Origin of the sequence: Thermocrinis albus DSM 14484, assembly GCF_000025605.1 — a bacterium.
In the GTDB taxonomy this organism is placed as follows: domain Bacteria; phylum Aquificota; class Aquificia; order Aquificales; family Aquificaceae; genus Thermocrinis; species Thermocrinis albus.
Genome location: NC_013894.1, coordinates 240,245 through 257,822, shown reverse-complemented (window position 1 = coordinate 257,822; position 17,578 = coordinate 240,245). Strand labels below are relative to the sequence as shown.

The 17,578-nt window shown below is 44.1% G+C and carries 12 protein-coding genes and 1 CRISPR repeat array; of the genes, 11 read left to right on the top strand and 1 reads right to left on the bottom strand.

What is annotated here, in order from left to right; genetic code table 11:
* Positions 1 to 3 precede the first annotated feature (3 nt).
* From THAL_RS01260 to thiD, 10 genes are all read left to right on the top strand, one after another.
* Positions 4 to 1,053: a DegT/DnrJ/EryC1/StrS family aminotransferase gene (locus THAL_RS01260; protein ID WP_012991298.1), complete on the top strand. Its 1,050-nt coding sequence runs from the start codon at positions 4 to 6 to the stop codon at positions 1,051 to 1,053.
* Entirely contained in the window at positions 1,044 to 1,745 is a 702-nt protein-coding gene (locus tag THAL_RS01255) for an SIR2 family NAD-dependent protein deacylase (protein ID WP_012991297.1), read from the top strand. Before THAL_RS01260 ends, THAL_RS01255 begins: the two co-directional genes overlap by 10 nt.
* Before the next feature lie 86 nt (positions 1,746 to 1,831).
* Positions 1,832 to 4,111: a proton-conducting transporter transmembrane domain-containing protein gene (locus THAL_RS01250; protein ID WP_012991296.1), complete on the top strand. Its 2,280-nt coding sequence runs from the start codon at positions 1,832 to 1,834 to the stop codon at positions 4,109 to 4,111.
* Positions 4,112 to 4,115: 4 nt separating this feature from the next.
* Positions 4,116 to 7,115: a DUF2309 domain-containing protein gene (locus tag THAL_RS01245; RefSeq protein WP_012991295.1), complete on the top strand. Its 3,000-nt coding sequence runs from the start codon at positions 4,116 to 4,118 to the stop codon at positions 7,113 to 7,115.
* Positions 7,112 to 7,465, top strand: a complete 354-nt coding sequence (locus THAL_RS01240; RefSeq protein ID WP_012991294.1) for a DUF190 domain-containing protein — start codon at positions 7,112 to 7,114, stop codon at positions 7,463 to 7,465. Before THAL_RS01245 ends, THAL_RS01240 begins: the two co-directional genes overlap by 4 nt.
* Positions 7,466 to 7,487: 22 nt before the next feature.
* Positions 7,488 to 11,281: a CRISPR direct-repeat array (repeat unit 29 nt; unit sequence CTTTCAACTCCACACGGTACATTAGAAAC).
* A 190-nt stretch (positions 11,282 to 11,471) separates the two neighbouring features.
* On the top strand, positions 11,472 to 11,618 hold the full coding sequence (locus tag THAL_RS08400) for a hypothetical protein (RefSeq protein ID WP_012991293.1): 147 nt from the start codon (positions 11,472 to 11,474) through the stop codon (positions 11,616 to 11,618).
* A gap of 30 nt (positions 11,619 to 11,648) precedes the next feature.
* Positions 11,649 to 12,206 carry an RNA 2',3'-cyclic phosphodiesterase gene (thpR, locus tag THAL_RS01235; RefSeq protein WP_012991292.1) on the top strand — a complete coding sequence of 186 codons (558 nt, stop codon included), beginning with the start codon at positions 11,649 to 11,651 and terminating at the stop codon, positions 12,204 to 12,206.
* A complete protein-coding gene (gene purM, locus THAL_RS01230) occupies positions 12,199 to 13,206 on the top strand; it encodes a phosphoribosylformylglycinamidine cyclo-ligase (protein ID WP_012991291.1) in 1,008 nt (335 codons plus the stop codon). The genes thpR and purM overlap by 8 nt, the downstream gene beginning before the upstream one ends.
* A gap of 49 nt (positions 13,207 to 13,255) precedes the next feature.
* Positions 13,256 to 15,514 carry an outer membrane protein assembly factor BamA gene (bamA, locus tag THAL_RS01225; RefSeq protein ID WP_245522244.1) on the top strand — a complete coding sequence of 753 codons (2,259 nt, stop codon included), beginning with the start codon at positions 13,256 to 13,258 and terminating at the stop codon, positions 15,512 to 15,514.
* Entirely contained in the window at positions 15,514 to 16,347 is an 834-nt protein-coding gene (thiD, locus tag THAL_RS01220; protein WP_012991289.1) for a bifunctional hydroxymethylpyrimidine kinase/phosphomethylpyrimidine kinase, read from the top strand. The genes bamA and thiD overlap by 1 nt, the downstream gene beginning before the upstream one ends.
* Here the strand turns inward: thiD and acpS are convergent.
* The gene (gene acpS / locus THAL_RS01215; RefSeq protein WP_012991288.1) at positions 16,277 to 16,657 is read right to left on the bottom strand and encodes a holo-ACP synthase; all 381 of its coding nucleotides are present in this window, start codon (positions 16,655 to 16,657) and stop codon (positions 16,277 to 16,279) included. The two genes, thiD and acpS, sit on opposite strands and share 71 nt — an antisense overlap.
* Before the next feature lie 16 nt (positions 16,658 to 16,673).
* Between acpS and hemC the strand changes: the two genes are divergently transcribed.
* Positions 16,674 to 17,576 carry a hydroxymethylbilane synthase gene (gene hemC / locus THAL_RS01210; protein WP_012991287.1) on the top strand — a complete coding sequence of 301 codons (903 nt, stop codon included), beginning with the start codon at positions 16,674 to 16,676 and terminating at the stop codon, positions 17,574 to 17,576.
* The last annotated feature ends 2 nt before the right edge of the window (positions 17,577 to 17,578 follow it).

Sequence of the window (17,578 nt, the reverse complement as noted above, 5' to 3'; positions counted from 1 at the left end):
GGGATGATACGCATTATAGAACCTAGATTTTCGGAAGAAGAGAAGGAAGCCATTCTCCGGGTATTGGAAAGTCAGCAGATAACCCGTGGTGAGTTCACCAAGAGGTTTCAAGAGGAATTTGCCCATTATCTGGGTGTGGAGTACGTCTTTACTGTGTGTTCCGGTACGGTAGCCCTCTTTATAGCCCTCAAAGCTATAGGAGTGGAAGGCCAGAGAGTTGTGGTACCTGCCCTGAGCTTTATGGCCACCATAGATGCCGTTTATCTTGCAGGAGGAATCCCGGTAGTGGTGGACGTGGACGATTACTACACTATGGATGTTCAACAGCTGGAGGATGCCGTCAAAAAGTACAGACCCAAGGTGGTCATACCGGTACATCTATATGGCCAGATGGCAGATATGGAAAGCATTATGTTTCTTTCGGAGAAGTATGGTTTTTATGTTCTGGAAGATGCCGCTCAGGCTCATGGTGCTTCCTTCAAAGGTAAGAAGGCAGGGGCATGGGGCCACATAGCCGCTTTCAGTTTTTACGCCTCTAAGAACGTGCCCATGGGTGAGGGAGGTGCTGTAGTAACCAACGACTCCAATCTGGCAAGAGAAGTAAGAAAGTGGATTGACTTTGGAGATCACCCAGCCTTTAACGTAAGAATAACGGAGTTTCAGGCAGCCATAGGAACAGTCCAGCTTAAGCATCTCGATGAAAGAAACAGGAGAAGAAGAGAGATAGCCAGAAAGTACGCCTCAGCCCTTGACATCAACGGCCATCTGATACATCCTTCTGAAAGGGAGGGAGCTTATCATGTCTTTCACCTCTACACCCTTCGCCATCCCATGAGAGACAAGATAATAGAAGTTCTAAAAGAGAGGGAGATAGACGCCCGTGTTTATTACCCTTACCTGCTCAGTGAGCTTAGAAAAGCGGAACATTTACCACTTCCTAGAGCGGAACGTTTCAAGAGAGAGCTTTTCTCCATCCCCGTCCATCCTTATCTCACCGATAGGGAAGTAGACTACATAGTGGAAAGTCTGGCCAGCGTGGTAGCATGCGTGTAGTGATCCTTACCGGAGCAGGTGTGTCAGCGGAGAGTGGAGTTCCCACCTTTCGTGGGCCTTCCGGCCTTTGGAGAGGGTTTGACCCTTCTAAGTTGGCAACACCTCAAGCTTTCCAAGAGAACCCAAAGCTGGTATGGGAGTGGTATGACTGGAGAAGAAGCATCATAGCCAAAGCAGAACCCAACAAAGCCCACCTGATTATAGCTCAGATGGAGGAGCTCTTTAAGGACTTTATCCTCATAACCCAAAACGTAGATGGTCTACATCAGAAAGCTGGTTCTCGGAAGGTAGTGGAGCTTCATGGCAACATATGGATGGTGAGATGTCTTTCCTGCGGAGATCTCTACGAAGACAGGAGAGTGCCATTACCGGAAATACCACCCCACTGTCGTAGGTGTAAAGGTCTTGTCAGGCCCAATGTGGTGTGGTTCGGAGAAGCCCTTCCCGAGGATGCCCTAAGGACCGCCATAGATTGGTCCCAGAGTTGTGATGTTATGGTGGTGGTTGGTACCTCAGGCGTGGTGTATCCGGCAGCACACCTTCCCTACCTTGCTGCCCAAAGAGGAGCCACCGTCATAGAAGTAAACCCGGAACCCACACCCATCTCCTCATTAGCCCATATCACAGTAAGAAAGCCTGCCTCCGAAGGAATGGTGGAAGTTTTAGAAAAGCTGAAGAAGATGGGGATTTAAACAAAGCCTCTCGTTATCCTTGACAGTCCTTTGATGCTTAGTATAATTTTTGTAAGCCTAGAGGAATACCTTTGCAGGAGGGCGATATGTTTCCTGAGGTAGCCATTGTGATTATCCCTTTACTATCCATGATAACCTCACTATTTACAGAAAAGAGGACCTACGCAAAGGTAAGCACCCTTTTCACGGGTATGGCCTTTTTGCTTAGTCTATACGTGCTCATATTTACTAACAAAGAAAGTTCCTTGCTCTTCCTTAGATTTGACGGACTGGGAACCCTTTTAGCTTCCTACATACTTCTTGTGAGTACAGTGATTCATAAATATTCAGAAAATTACATGAAAGACGAACAAGGCTTTAAAAGATACTTCCTTCTCCTGGATCTGATGACTTGGAATTTATTACTGCTTGTGCTTTCTAATCACCTAATCATCCTCTTTGCTTCGTGGCACTTAATGGGTGTAATTCTTTACTTTTTACTGACTTTCAATAACAGAAGAGAGCAAGCAGTTCAGTCAGGAAGAACCGCCCTCTTTACTCATAGAATTGCGGATGTTCCACTTTTAGTAGCTATCCTTTTGCTTTACCAACAGTATGGCACCTTTGAAATAAGCAAATTGGCCCAGATGATCACTACGGGACCTTCAGATACTTTATGGATAGTAACCCTTTTGGTAATACTAAGTGGCATAATAAAATCTGCTCAGATACCTTTTCACGTGTGGCTCGTTTACAGTATGGAAGGTCCCACTCCTGTTTCTGCTCTCATGCACGCGGGAATAGTCAACGCAGGTGCTTTTATAGCAAACAGGTTTGCCTTTATGTTTCCTCACGACCTTTACGGACTTAGTCTTTCCTTCTTAATAGGCTTAATAACTGCGATAGTAGGCTCTACTCTCATGCTTATGCAGAACGATGTGAAAAAGGCATTAGGATACTCCACCGTAGGTCAGATGGGTTATATGATGATGGAGATAGGTGTAGGTGCTTTTGCCCTCGCCCTCTACCACATGATGGCTCACGGCATATTCAAGGCTACTCTATTCCTTTCCTCAGGAGGTGTTATACACGAAGCTAGAAGGGACACCAACATACCAAGAGACGAAGTCTACGACGCTTTGGTTAAAAGGGAAATGTCCTTTAAAGAAATACCAACTGTCTTTTACGGCGCTGTCACTTTGATAGTACCTTTTGTATTAGTTTTGGTTACACACCTTTTCTTTGAGCAAGATGTCTTTAGGTACAAAGCTCCCCTTATCCTTCTCTTCTTTGGTTGGGTCACATCCGCTCAGATACTTTTTAACCTTTTCAAAATGGGTAAAGAAAAACCTTTGCTTACCATTTTCTTAGGAGGTTTCTCTCTCTTCCTTCTTTTGAGTGTATACACTTTTATGTCCCACATCCTTCAGGTCTTTGTATTTACTTACGAAGGCCTTCAGGAAGAAATCTACAGGAGAGCCTTTTCTAATGCTCCTCTTTTCTTTCTCAGTATGATCTTAAGCCTCATCCTTGTCTTGGCAGGATGGGTGCTTATATACTTTGCCAACGAAGAAAAACCCCTGAAACTGCATCTGAGCCTTTACGCCCACCTTTCTAGGGAACTTTACTTTCCGGATCTTTATAAACTCACGGGAAAGCTCTTTTTAAGGTTGGCGCGTGTTTTGTCAATAACTTCTTCCTCTGTCGTGCCCGTTTACGGCTTCTTTTATCAGGGAGGATCCTCAGGCAGTTTTCTCCTGAAAGTGTTTTTACTCTCACTCTTTATTCCTCTGTTCCCCATAAGCCTGATAACCTCCTACCTTATAAAGAGGTTCTGGATATACTCCTATCCCACAATAGCCCTACTGGGTTTTATAACCCTTAAGTTGACACATCTACCTGCTTATGAGCCCCTTCATTATCTTGCAGCCCTTACGCTAATCTTTCATTCGGTAAGAGCCACATTGAGTGAAAACTTCAAAGAAAGCGTTTCAGAACTGTATCCAGCGCTACTTAGCATCACCTGGATATCTGGAGATGATCATTTTGTCTTACTACTTTTACCTTCTCTTCTTCTCTATCTTCTTGGTGTTTATATCAAAAAGGTGCTACAAACGGACAGTTTTTATTACGCCGGTGGATTGATGGAAAAGATGCCCATTTATTCTCTTTTACTGGTAATTGTATCTTTGCAAGCTTGCTTAACACCTGTTATGCCCAGTTTTTACTCCTTCTTTGAAGCTCTCCTAAGATCAAACACCTTGCAAATAATCCTTCTGGTGATGGGATGGTTTACGCTAGGTGTGGCGGTGGCGCTTTCTGTATGGAGATTATTACACGGAAAACCACGAGACGATATACGTTATGCAGACATTCTACGGAGGTAACCCTATGGAGAAAGGAAGAAAGCTATACATAAGGTCCCTTGTAAATATGGCCGCTGAACCCATAGCTTACTTCTGGCCTATGAGGACTTTCATAACCCGCAATCCCCTAAGAGGATTGGAAGACAAACCCTTTAAGGATGCCCTCAAAGAGGGTGAGCTTTTGTTTGGTGGCAGAGGTTATCTTAGAAGAGAAGACTACAGGTACCTCTACTCCAAAGGCTACATGAAGGATGAATTTCTAAGGGAGGGTATAAGAAAATTTCTTTCTTCTATGGAGCTCAAACTGGAGCTTCCTTACGAAGAACTACTTTTTACTCTTTTTGTCGATAACATAAAAGAGCCTGCTTTAAATGATCTGTACAAAGGGAAAGTTGACGAGAAAATTCTAAACGCCCTTATGGAACACTTTACAGAAGACCCTGCTCAAGTTTGCAGAGATATTTTACTTTCCATAGGTCTGAAGCATACTCTACAGGACATTATAGAACTTTTGACAGGTAAAAACCTTTCTCAAACCATAGATGAACTTACCATAAAGACAGCTTTTGATTTCCTGGACGAGGGACAGTCTACTATAGATATGCCTGGCAGAGGTGCTGGTTTTTACAAGGCTTGGAGAGAGTTAGCCAAAAGGAATCTAAGATTTTTCTTATGGGCAGGAAAGAGCCTAAAAGATATGGTAGAGGCTTTCCAAGAGCCTGAACCTGCTATAGAGTATGTGCTGACGTCTTTTGAACTACCCCAAGCCCTTTGGGAAGGATACATAAGTCTTGAACTTGCACGCCTGAAAGGTATAGCAGGTTTTATAAAGTGGCGCTCTCACAACAAGTTCTATTACTGGCAAAAAGTTCACCCTGTTGACATGGTAGATTACACAGCCATAAGACTTTTGATAGCAAAGGCGGTAATAGATGCCCACAAAAAGGGTCTTCCTTTTGAACCCACCTACAGAGCGTTAGAGGAGTTTTTAAACAAAGAGCGTGCCAGAGCTTATCTTTTGTACGAACTTGGCACCAAAAGGTGCCCACCACAGCTTTGGGACCGTATGAAGGATTACCTCAAAAAGCCTCACGAAAAAGTAGAGGAATATGTAAGAGCAAAGGCAGAAATTTTAGCCTTGAGCTACTACCTGTTTTTAACCAACTGGACGAGAAAAGTAGGTATAGACATAAACAGTCTCACCGCAGATCACCTTCTTGAGCTCATGAAAGTATACGAAAAGTTCAAAGAAGAGGAGGGATACATATACCTCAGAGCTCTTGAGGATACACACATAGATAAGCTTGTAAAGCTCATAAGAGCACCCCAAGAGGAGACACAAGAAAGACCACTAGCTCAGGCGTTTTTCTGTATAGATGTACGCTCCGAGCGTTTCAGGAGACATCTCGAAAGCTTAGGTAGATATCAAACTTACGGTATAGCCGGTTTCTTCGGTGTGCCTGTTGCTATGGTGAATCTGCAAAAGGGACACGAAGAGTTCCTTTGTCCCGTAATAGTAACTCCCAGGAATGTGGTTTTTGAAGTACCCTACAACAAAAGAGGAGTAGAAAAGGAAAGAGTAGCAAGTCATATCTTCCATAGCGTGAAAGATCACGTATTGGCACCCTTTGTGGCGGTAGAAATGTTGGGATTTGCCTTTGGCTTTGATTTCTTGGGAAAGACCTTTCTGCCGGAGAAGTATCTTAGGTTTAAGGATTTAGCTTTTAAAGATTACACAAAAACGTCCCTGATAGTGAACAAGCTTTCTGATGAAGAAATACAGCAGATAATACAATCCTACTATTCTACCCTCATAAGAACCGTATTACGAGAACGCTTTGGAATGCAAACTATCAACGATGAGATGGTGAATCAGGTGTACGAAGCCTGCTTGAATGGTGGAAACACTCTTTCCGAAAACCTTAAGGAAGTAGTTGAACTTTTGAGAGAGAAATACAAAGTGGAGCGTGGTTATGTAGAACTTTTCAGAGAAAGGTTAAAAAGTGTAGGTTTCACAAAGGAAGAGCAGGCCTTCCTTATATCCACAGCTCTTAAAAGCATAGGTTTAACCAAAGAGTTCGCCCCAATAGTGTTGGTGCTAGGGCACGAAAGTAGGTCCGAAAACAACCCCTATGAGTCTGCTTTAGACTGTGGCGCTTGTGGTGGTGCTTCTGGCATCTATAACGCAAGGATATTCTGCATTATGGCCAATGATCACGTGGTAAGGCAGATAATGGCTCAAAGGTACGGATTGGAGATACCGCCATATACAGTATTCATACCAGGAGTTCATAACACTACTACAGATGAAGTATTCCTCTATGATCTTGAGTTTTTACCTGCAGAATACATTCCGCTGATTGACAAAATAATCCAAGACCTTCAAGTAGCTAAGGACCTTACCCTTCAGGAAAGAGCTAAAACTTTGGATACAAAGAACACTCAGGATGTGTACAAGAAGGCTTACGATTGGTCAGAGGTCAGACCCGAATGGGGTCTTTCTGGAAACTACGCCTTCATCATAGGGAGGAGAAGCATAACAAAACTGGCCAATTTAGACGGTAGAGTGTTCTTACACTCTTACGACTACCGTGTTGATAAAAAAGGGTTTCTGCTGGAAAATATACTCGCAGGTCCTGCGGTAGTAGGTCAGTGGATAAATTCGGAATACTACTTCTCCACAGTGGACAACGAAGTCTACGGTAGTGGAAGCAAGGTCTACCATAACGTGGTGGGAAGGATAGGCGTAATGACAGGTAATTACAGTGACTTGAGAACAGGTTTACCTGCCCAAACAGTACTAAAAGAGGGTAAACCTTTCCACATACCCATAAGATACACCCTCATCGTAGAAGCCCCCTTTGAGTTAGCAAGGAATGCCATCAACAAAATAAGAAAGATAAGGGATCTTATGCAAAACGGCTGGATAAATCTCCTTATCTTTGATCCGGAGAAGGAAATCTTTTATAGGTACTTAGAAGGTGTTTGGGTTGAATACTTCAAAAAAGAGGAGGTGAAAGCATGAAAAGTGTAAAACTCTATGAGATGAAGAAGGTGGAAATAATCGTTAGAGGTGAGGACTTAGACTTTGTTTTGGATCTATTGGACAGAGCTGGTGCCACTGGCTACACCATAATACATAACCTGTCTGGAAAAGGAAGTCACGGTTTTCACGAAGGCCACCTTCTGTTTAATGAAGAGGACACTCTTGTAATGGTCATTTCAGTAATGCCAGAGAATCTTGTTGAAGCTGTGCTTGAAGGTATTACTCCTTTCCTTAATAAGCATTCAGGTGTTGTGTTTGTAAGTAGTGTTATGGTTAGCAGGGTAGGAAAGTTTGGTGATGTACCAACAAAAGCAGATGGAGGGACTTAAACCTCCACGTTTTCTATTTCTCTTTTCAACTCCACACGGTACATTAGAAACCTCCCATCCTTCCTCCTCCTAACCTAACGGTACGGTGCTTTCAACTCCACACGGTACATTAGAAACTCCCATCCTGAAGAAGTTCCACCTGTAGGGTCCCACCTTTCAACTCCACACGGTACATTAGAAACTCAGGGAAGTTTCCTGTGCTTTGACGGAGTGTGCTCTGCTTTCAACTTCACACGGTACATTAGAAACACAAACTTCTTCACATATCTGTCTCTGATGCTCTTTCTTTCAACTCCACACGGTACATTAGAAACTCACTGCTTTTGCGAGGATGTTTTGGAGTATCTTAGGATCCTTTCAACTCCACACGGTACATTAGAAACGTAGCATGGATAGTGAGAAAGCATTGCCTAAGTAGATCCTTTCAACTCCACACGGTACATTAGAAACGACATCACAGAACAAGAAGCACATGATTTACTTGCTCTTTCAACTCCACACGGTACATTAGAAACATTTGTAGTGTTTGGTCTGGTGTGCGGATTTGTTGCTCTTTCAACTCCACACGGTACATTAGAAACACCTTTGTAAGCCTCTTAAGTCGGGAGCGAGCCACATGACTTTCAACTCCACACGGTACATTAGAAACCTTAATGGGCAGGCGGTAGGGAAGGTGCAGATAACAAACCTTTCAACTCCACACGGTACATTAGAAACATATGTTGACACTGATAGCTTGTTTGTTACTGAAGACTTTCAACTCCACACGGTACATTAGAAACCAGCAGAGAACATAGTAGAGCTATACAGAAAACAGATACCTTTCAACTCCACACGGTACATTAGAAACAATGTCTGTATAGCAACACCAACACCGTAAGAACCATATCTTTCAACTCCACACGGTACATTAGAAACGGTTGATTATGATTTAGATCATACTTTCTCTATATCCTTTCAACTCCACACGGTACATTAGAAACCATTTGCAGTGAATGTATTCAGGAGACTACCAATTGAGTACACCTTTCAACTCCACACGGTACATTAGAAACCGCACCTCCTACCGTAGTTTTGCCAAGCCTTGACAAGCTCTTTCAACTCCACACGGTACATTAGAAACAAAAAGCGCGGCACGGCACGAAACCGCACCGTTTAGGTAGCTTTCAACTCCACACGGTACATTAGAAACAATTGGGAGCGGATGGAAGACTTCCACAGAGCCTTTGCTTTCAACTCCACACGGTACATTAGAAATATCACAGAACAAGAAGCACATGATCTTTTAACCAGATCTTTCAACTCCACACGGTACATTAGAAACATAGCTCTTGCAAGTTCTGATTTTCTCTGTAACTCAAACTTTCAACTCCACACGGTACATTAGAAACAAGCATCTTGCGAAGTATCTGCAAAAGTAGACGCGATAGTAGCTTTCAACTCCACACGGTACATTAGAAACAGGTGAAGACTGATGGACCATCATGTAGAACAATCAACTTTCAACTCCACACGGTACATTAGAAACCCTACACCTGCCATGAGTATTAAGTTTAACCCTTTCTTTTCTTTCAACTCCACACGGTACATTAGAAACTTTTGCGCAAGGAGTTGAAGAGGATTTTTTATAATCCTTTCAACTCCACACGGTACATTAGAAACTCACCATTCTGTTGATCCTATCCTCTAATGTTCTATCCTTTCAACTCCACACGGTACATTAGAAACAGAGTCTGGCGGGTTATCTCGTTGGTTCTGTTAATGCTTTCAACTCCACACGGTACATTAGAAACATCGTTTTGATGTTTGGCAAGCTCTGGATGTTCAGAACTTTCAACTCCACACGGTACATTAGAAACAAGCTTTTATCCTTCCTTGATTTCTCGGTTCTATTACTCTTTCAACTCCACACGGTACATTAGAAACCATTACTCAAGAGAGAGCCCTTCTTTGCTAAAATGGTAGGGTCTTGCTTTCAACTCCACACGGTACATTAGAAACTATGCGTACTTTTACAAAATCTTTATGAATTCACTGTACTTTCAACTCCACACGGTACATTAGAAACTTACCACTGCATTGAGAAGCTCCTCGTAGCTCTCTACCTTTCAACTCCACACGGTACATTAGAAACAGGATTGATGTTCTTAAAGCTCTTGGGTGGAAAGATCACCTTTCAACTCCACACGGTACATTAGAAACTCACCATTCTGTTGATCCTATCCTCTAATGTTCTATCCTTTCAACTCCACACGGTACATTAGAAACTCTTCAACGCTGGACAGACTTCATTTACCACACCTTCCTTTCAACTCCACACGGTACATTAGAAACTCCTGTCCTGTCTCTCCTTAGGAATGCTCACTGTGAACTTTCAACTCCACACGGTACATTAGAAACAAGATAGCTACCATCAACTTCCTCATCTTTGCTCCCTCCTTTCAACTCCACACGGTACATTAGAAACATGCTTCTTAGAAAGTGGCTCAGAAGTTTTTCCTTCACTTTCAACTCCACACGGTACATTAGAAACGGACTATGGCAAGAATAGTAGCCTTAACGCTTTTACCTTTCAACTCCACACGGTACATTAGAAACCATAAGAAAAGAAGCATTTACTCTTATAGATGCCAACCTTTCAACCTTTCAACTCCACACGGTACATTAGAAACCACACCATCCAATTCACCAGACAGTACAACCGCACCTGACTTTCAACTCCACACGGTACATTAGAAACGCGTAAGCGGACAAATTCGCATTAGCCATGCGTAAGCGCTTTCAACTCCACACGGTACATTAGAAACTACAAACCTTCTACCCACCTCAATTGCAACATCCACCTTTCAACTCCACACGGTACATTAGAAACCGACATAGACAGCAGGTTAAACATTCTCTCCACCTTTATCCTTTCAACTCCACACGGTACATTAGAAACCGGTGGGAGTGGGCGGTGAGGACGTAGAAGTCAAGACCTTCTTTCAACTCCACACGGTACATTAGAAACTATCGCAAGAAAAAGCAACGCAATTTGTTGCACAGTTCTTTCAACTCCACACGGTACATTAGAAACCTCCAGAAGGATTCCAAGAACCACGCAGTACATTTTCACTTTCAACTCCACACGGTACATTAGAAACGAAGCACCTTCCTGAACGTATTCCCACCTTCTTTTTAGGCTTTCAACTCCACACGGTACATTAGAAACTAGCTTTGAAGCTGGTGGTGGAAGTTTCACCAAGTATACTTTCAACTCCACACGGTACATTAGAAACGAGCTACTACGGTGGTAGGTGTGAAGCTTTCAGATTCTTTCAACTCCACACGGTACATTAGAAACGATGGTAGTACAGAACCTATCTTTATTGATGAGTTAACAGTTGACTTTCAACTCCACACGGTACATTAGAAACAGTATTACAGCGTTCTCATGATTGTATCCAAGATCACTTTCAACTCCACACGGTACATTAGAAACAGGTTCAAAGTTGCAATTTATAATGCAAGGACGGAAGCTTTCAACTCCACACGGTACATTAGAAACGTGCTTAAGTTTGTCAATAAGTATCCTTACGATAAAGAAACTTTCAACTCCACACGGTACATTAGAAACACGCCACACACGATAAACCTTGCAAGTAAAAACATCACCTTTCAACTCCACACGGTACATTAGAAACAAAAATGCGTGAATACCTTTATACAAGACCTGACAGCTCTTTCAACTCCACACGGTACATTAGAAACCCCTGCACAGTATTGTGCAGAGTGCCCATTTAGTAAACTTTCAACTCCACACGGTACATTAGAAACCCCAACTCATCATATTAATCTTATCCTACAAAATCAACAACTTTAGAGAGGGGGTACCCTTCGCAAAATGAAGTTTATTTTCGGAAACTCCAGGTGTCTCGGAGAGCATCCAAAAGTACCCCTCTCTGAGCTTACTCTCTCAAGCATTAGAAATTTCTGCATCAAGACATCAATACTAAAAAATGTCTAGATGCCTAAAAGTCACTCTTGCAAAGAAATACCAACCCTCTATTCAGTTGCCAAGATAACAAGGGTCCTATGTGGACCCTCCGTCTTGGTGGATATTATATACCAAAAGGAGGATTATGACAAGGTTCTTCTTGACCCCTTGCATTAGGAAAGTAACTGTAAGATAATACTCATGTCTATGGTAAGAGTTTTTGTTGGGTCCTTCACCACTAAAAGGATTCAGGAGCAGGTGGAGTTGATAAAGGAGAAAGCTGAACGTCACATAAAAGGTAAGTGGGTGGAACCTCAAAACTACCACATTACCTATCAGTTTATAGGTGAGGTGGAGGAAAGTAAACTTTTGGATATAGTGAAGGCTCTTCAGGAAGTGGTTCAAAAGCAAAAACCGGTGAAGGTAAAGTATAGGTCTTTGGGTGTTTTCCCTGATGTTGAAAGGGCAAGGGTGTTGTGGATAGGTGTAGCGGAGGGTCATAACCAGCTTAAGAACCTGGCAAGGGACGTTATCAACGCCACAAGGCGTGTGGGCATAAAGACAGATGGTAAGCCGTTCTATCCCCACGTGACTGTGTGTCGTATAAAGGAGTACGATAAGAGGTGGTTAAAGAACTTCCTCCGCCAACACCAGAACACTTTTTTTGGAGAGGATACCATAGAGAGCATAGCTCTCGTTAAGAGCAGTCTTACTTCTGTAGGTCCAATATACACGGTACTGGAGGAGTTTTATTTCCATGGGTAAGTTAACTTACAAACAGGCAGGTGTGGATGAGGAGAAAGCTCAGAGGTTCGTGAACTTCATAAAGGAAAGGGTCAGCAGTATGCCCTTTGAGGTAAAGTTGCTGGGGAGCTTTGCCAGTGGTGTGAAAATTCCTCCCATGAAGAGGCCGGTGGTGATGATGTCCACCGACGGTGTGGGAACAAAGCTTTTAGTGGCTCAAAAGGTAGGTATACACAGCACGGTGGGTATAGATCTTGTTGCCATGAATGTCAACGATGTTATAACCTCAGGTGCTATTCCCATAGCTTTCCTGGATTACATAGCTTTTGGAGATGTAACTGAAGAGGTGCTTAGGTCTGTCATGGAGGGTATACTGGAAGGTTGCAGGAGGGCCGAGGTTCCCCTTGTGGGGGGTGAAACCGCTCAGATGCCGGACTTTTATCCGCTCGGTGTGTACGATCTTGTGGGCTTTTGTGTTGGTATCTGTGAGGAAGATGAGCTTATAACAGGAAGCTCCATAAGAGAGGGTGATCTCCTTTTAGCAATTCCATCCTCCGGTTTTCACAGTAACGGTTACTCTCTCATCAGAAAGGTTCTTGAGGTGAAGAAGGTGGACTATCATCACTATCTACAAGAGTGGGGCAAAACTGTGGCAGAGGTGCTTTTAGAACCTACTCGCATATACTGGGAAGACATAAAGAAACTACGGACCGCAAAGCTGATGCCAAAGGCTATGGTGCACGTAACGGGGGGAGGCATCCCTGGTAATTTGATAAGGGTGTTACCTGAGGGCATAAAGGCGCGTGTAGATAGATCCGTTATAGGTGAGAGGTTCCCTTTCTCTTGGATAAAGAAACTGGGTGAGATAGAAGAGGAGGAGATGTTTAGAGTCTTCAACATGGGTGTAGGTTTCATCTTGGTGGTAGACAAAGATCATTTGGATAAAGTAACTGAAACCTTACCCGATGCATTTATAATAGGTGAGGTATTGAGGGGAGAAAGAAGTGTGGAGATCCTTTAGCCTAATCCTAATATCCGTATGGTTTGCCTTTTCACAGGTGATAGGCCGTGTGGAGGTGAGCGGTAATCGTTATGTTCCTGATGAACTCATCCTCTCCATAATAAGAGCGAGGGAAGGTGTTACCTATACACCGGATCTGGTGAGAGAGGACATAAGGAGGCTCTACAGAACAGGGTTCTTCGATAAGGTAGAGGTTTACGGTGAGAAGGTGGGCGACAAGATAAATCTCTACTACAGAGTAGAGGATCTTCCTGTCATATACAGGATAGAGTTCGTAGGTAACAAAAAGATAAAGTCCGAAGACCTGGAGAAAAAGATAGGTATAGAGACTGAGGTAGGTAAGATAAACATAGAGGAGTTAACCAAAGGTTATACCTCCTCACCCGCTGTGGAGGAAAAGGTAGAGATCCAAAGAAGACTCACGCTGGGGCGCGTTCTCAGTAAAGAGGAGATGGAGATTATTAAAAGGCGCATAATACAGGCGTACGCTCGCGAAGGTTATCCTAACGTGGAGGTTTATTACCAGCTTGTCCCTAAGAAAGGTGCTTCTAAACTGGTCTACATCATCAAAGAGGGTGAGCCTGAGTACGTAGGAAGTATTACTTTTGAGGGTAACAAGAGTTTCAGAAGCGGTAGACTAAAAGATCTTATGGAGACAAAGGAACCCAGCTTACTGGCTTTCCGTTTTCGTCCTCCTTTCAGTGAGGAGATCCTTAAAGATGACGTACAAAAAATAAAGGAGTTTTACAAATCAGAGGGCTTTCTGGAAGCGGACGTGAGTTACAGTATCAAAAAGGAAGGCAACAGGTACAGCATCACCATAAAGGTGAAGGAAGGGCCACGTTACAAACTTAAGGAGCTGAAACTGGAAGGGAACACTTACTTTAGTACCACAGAGCTTGTGGGAAACACACTGAAGAAGAATAAAGGTGGTTACTTCAGGGAAGAAGTTATCCAGAAGATAATACAGAACATAAAGGACAAGTACTCCCAACTGGGATTTCTCATGGTGAACGTTCAAGAGGAGCCTCAGGTAGATCCCGAGAAGAAAGAGGTCAGTGTTCTGATGCGTATAGAGGAGGGCGAACCTGTGTATGCCGATAGAATAGAAGTAAGGGGTAACTATGAGACGAGGGACTACGTCATAAGAAGAGAGCTGAGGTTTCAGGAAGGAGATCTCGTCAACCAAAAGGAGATAGATAGGTCCAGAACCAGGATCTTTAACCTCGGTTACTATCAGGATGTAGATATAGAACCTTTTCCTGCTGACAGAAACAAGTGGGACTTTGTGGCAAAGGTGAGAGAGAGGTTTACCGGTCAGTTCTCGGTAGGTTTAGGATACAACCAGATCACTAAAGTGTCGGGTTTTGTGGCCTTGCGCAAGGGTAACTTTTTGGGAACAGGTGATATTGCGGGTATATCGGTGTCTTACGGCAGCCATTATAAGGATAACTCTTTCTCCTACACACGCAAGTGGTTCCTCAACAAACCTATAGACTTAACGGGATCTGTGTATGACAGAAGGATAGACTATACCACCTACACGGTCAGCCGTACAGGTCTTGACCTTTCTCTTTCCAGAGAGATAAAGGAATATTGGCGCTTTACGGTAGGCACCAGCATACAGAGGGTACGCTACTCTAACATATCACCTTCTGCCTCTGTGGTTCTGCGTCAGGAAGAAGGAACAAGACAGTCCAGAAAACTCTTCTTGGGTATAACAAGAGACACCAGAGACAACTACCTCTTTCCCACTAAAGGTTCCATCACCGATATTAGTTACTCGGTGGCTGTACCTGTACTGGGCGGTACGGAGAGGTTCAACAAGGTGGTGCTGTCTCACCAGCGGTTTATAAAGGACACGTGGCTGGACACAGGTCTTATATTCAGCTTTAAGGGAGTGCTGGGTGTTGTGGAGCCATACGGAGGAAAGACTGTACCTCTGGACGAGCGCTTCTTTGTAGGTGGGGACTTTACCATAAGGGGTTACAAGTACGGATATGCGGGTCCACTGGATCCTAATGTCCACGAACCTGTGGGAGCAAAGAAAGAACTCATTTTATCCTTTGAGGCCAACTATCCTATCTACAAAAATGTCCTCTACGGAGCTGTCTTTTATGACACAGGTCTTGGTTTCAATGACTGGAAAGAGTTGAAGACCCAGAATCTCAGGGGTGGTTTTGGTGTAGGTGTAAGGTTCATAACACCCTTTGCACCCATTAAACTGGACCTGGCCTTTAAGACCAAAAAGGTTCCGGGGGACACCTCCCGAACCAAGCTACACTTCGTTTTGGGTGTGTTTTTCTGATGTTGCCACGGGCTTTAACTATAGCCGGCTCTGACAGTGGTGGAGGTGCGGGTATACAAGCTGATCTGAAGACTTTTACCGTATTGGGTGTGTATGGTATGACGGCCATTACTTGTGTGACTGTCCAAAACACTGTGGGAGTCTTTGGTGTTGTGGAAATCCCACCAGAGGTGGTATATCAGCAGATAAAGGTGGTGGCTGAGGATATAGGAGTGGATGCCCTCAAGACGGGTATGCTCTACAGTCAACAGACAGTGGAGGCTGTTGCCAAGGCGGTAAAAGAGTTAAAACTCAACAACTTGGTAGTGGATCCTGTGATGAGGGCCAAGTCGGGAGATCCTCTTCTAAAACCTGAGGCGGTAGAGGCTCTTGTGGAACATCTCATCCCTCTAGCTACCCTCATCACACCCAACATACCAGAGGCGGAAGATCTTACAGGTATGAGAATAAGGAGTGTGGAAGATATGGAGAAGGCCTGTCTTAGACTCATGGAGTACGGCTGTAAGGCTGTTCTCCTGAAGGGAGGACATATGGAGGGTGATAAGGTTACGGATGTTTTCTATGACGGCAAGAGTTTTGAATACATCCAACACGAAAAGGTGACCACTAAAAACACGCACGGTACAGGATGTACCCTTTCCGCTGCCATCACTGCCTTTTTAGCAAAGGGTCTGCCTTTGGAAAAAGCGGTGAGGATGGGTGTAAGTTATCTTCTACGAGCCATAAGTACAGCTCCCTCCTTAGGGAAAGGGCACGGCCCCCTTAATCACATGTGGCCCCTACCCTCATTAACTGAGCCACAGCTACCGAATAATCCCTTTCATGAGATATAGATACCACCAGTTTGTAGAGTTTGAGCCTTTCCCGAAGGTCCTGGCGCAGTATCTTTACGTCAGGTGGATGAAACCTTACACCGTTCACCTCTATATCCTTCCACGTCAACATAGTCTTTAACTCTGCATACACCGCCTTCATGACGGCTTCCTTACAAGCCCACCGTGCTGCCAGACAAGGGTAGGGATCCCTCTGGGAGAAACAGTACTCTATCTCCCTCTGCGTGTACACTCTCCTCAGAAAGCGCTCTCCGAACTTCTCTACAGCTTCCTTTATTCTTCTGTTGCTCACTATATCTACTCCCAACACCCTTAAAATTATAGAGATGCACATAAGGATAGGTACGAGAAGGAGCCAACTGGCTCTATGGCAGGCCAACTACGTTAAGAGAAAACTGGAGGATATGGGACACACTGTAGAGCTTGTTCCCATTACCACCACGGGAGATAAGATTACCGACGCACCTTTGGCCAAGATAGGTGGAAAGGGACTCTTCGTTAAAGAGATAGAAGAGGCTCTTCTAAGAGGAGATATAGATGTGGCTGTTCACTCTCTGAAGGATGTGCCCACCAAACTGCCCGATGGCCTCACACTGGGTGCTATAACGGAGAGGGAACTGCCCTACGATGTTCTTATCTCAAGGGATGGTCAGAGGCTGGAGAACCTACCTACCGGCGCCGTGGTAGGGACATCCTCACTCAGAAGGAAGGTACAGATAAAGAGGATGAGGAGAGATCTGGTGATAAAAGATCTGAGGGGGAACGTGGACACTCGTATAAGAAAACTGGACGAGGGGCAGTACGATGCCATAGTGCTGGCCTACGCAGGGATAAGACGCATGGGGTGGGAGAACAGAATAGTTCAGATTTTGGAAGATTTCATACCGGCGGTAGGGCAAGGGAGTATGGCTGTAGAGATAAGAGAGGATGACGAGAAGATAAGGGAAGTGATCTCTCTACTGGATCATAGGGAGAGTAGAATAAGGGTGGAGGCAGAGAGGGCCTTTTTGGAGGTTATGGAGGGAGGTTGTCAGGTACCTATGGGTGCCATAGCGTGGCTTGATGGAAGCAGGCTCTTTATGAAGGGTTTTCTTTCAGACTTAGAGGGAGAGAATTTTGTGGAGGCTTACGTAGAGGGAAATGTAGAAAAAGCACAACTTTTGGGGAGAGAACTGGCCGAGAAAATACTGTCGCAGGGTGGTCGTAGCATTTTGGAGAGTATACTTTAATA